Source organism: Methylophaga sp. UBA5088, from assembly GCF_002414625.1.
GTDB classification, from domain to species: domain Bacteria; phylum Pseudomonadota; class Gammaproteobacteria; order Nitrosococcales; family Methylophagaceae; genus Methylophaga; species Methylophaga marina.
Map to the genome: position 1 here is coordinate 6,593 of NZ_DIAC01000083.1, position 938 is coordinate 7,530.

Below are 938 nucleotides of genomic sequence, written 5' to 3' on the forward strand. Positions count from 1 at the left end.
ACTGGCACGAATCCAACCTCGCTGTTTTAAGTCAGCTAAGACTTCCAGAGCACCATGATGACGGATGATATGTTCATCATTTCCATCAGAGTGAATCAACACAATATCTAACGCATCTTGTTGTAAAGTTTTTAAGCTGTTTTCGATACTTTTAATCAGTGATTCAGGTGTAAAGTCATAGTGTGATTCACCGCTTACGGCATCAAAATACTCACCCGCTTTGGTGGCAATAATCCATTCGCGCCGGACTTTTTTTAATAATTCTCCAAGGCGTTGCTCACTGCGACCATAAGCTGGTGCGGTATCAATCAGATTAATACCCGATTCCCAGGCTTGCTCAAGCAAGGCAATCACTTGTTCATCATCTGGAATTTGAAAGCCATCAGGGTATTTCACCGCTTTGTCGCGACCGATTTTTACGGTGCCAAGACCGAGTGGTGAAACTTGTATACCTGTCTCCGCAATTGGATTTTTTTGTTCTAAATAGGCCATCAAAAAACTCTGTCCCATAACGGTTTAGCGATCTCTGGGTGAGGAAAATCAGGATTGTCGTAACTGCGTTTTTCTATAGCATCGACATTAATGGCTTTCAGAACCTGATCGGCTAAATCCGGTGCCAGAGCTAATTTGGTGGGCCAGCAAATATGAAGATTCTGTTGTGAATCAATAAAAGCATGATCAGGTCGGGTAAGATTGGATTGCTTGGGCTCTGCGCGGTTCACCGCATGCGTGGCCCAATCAAGAGCTGGCAATTCAAACCATGGCAAAATATTGTTGAGCAATTGCTTGGCTTCGGTGATCAAGTTTTCTTGCGATTTAGCAACGCCTTCTTCAGCGATATTGCCGCCGATATACCAGACCGTGTCACCTTGCTGTGTTTTATGGCTGGAAATTGTCGCAATAGGTTTGGAACCACTACCCAGGCTATGGGCATAGAT

At 44.2% G+C, this 938-nt stretch carries 1 protein-coding gene and 1 pseudogene; both read right to left on the bottom strand.

All coding sequences use genetic code 11. The features are described 5' to 3' along the window. Positions 1-492, bottom strand: a 492-nt coding sequence (locus tag B4K20_RS10330) for an aldo/keto reductase (protein WP_289282825.1), incomplete at its 3' end; no start/stop codon positions are given. Continuing rightward, positions 492-938: pseudogene (locus tag B4K20_RS10335) on the bottom strand (FAD-dependent oxidoreductase); the annotation flags it as partial. The gene B4K20_RS10330 and the pseudogene B4K20_RS10335, both read right to left, overlap by 1 nt.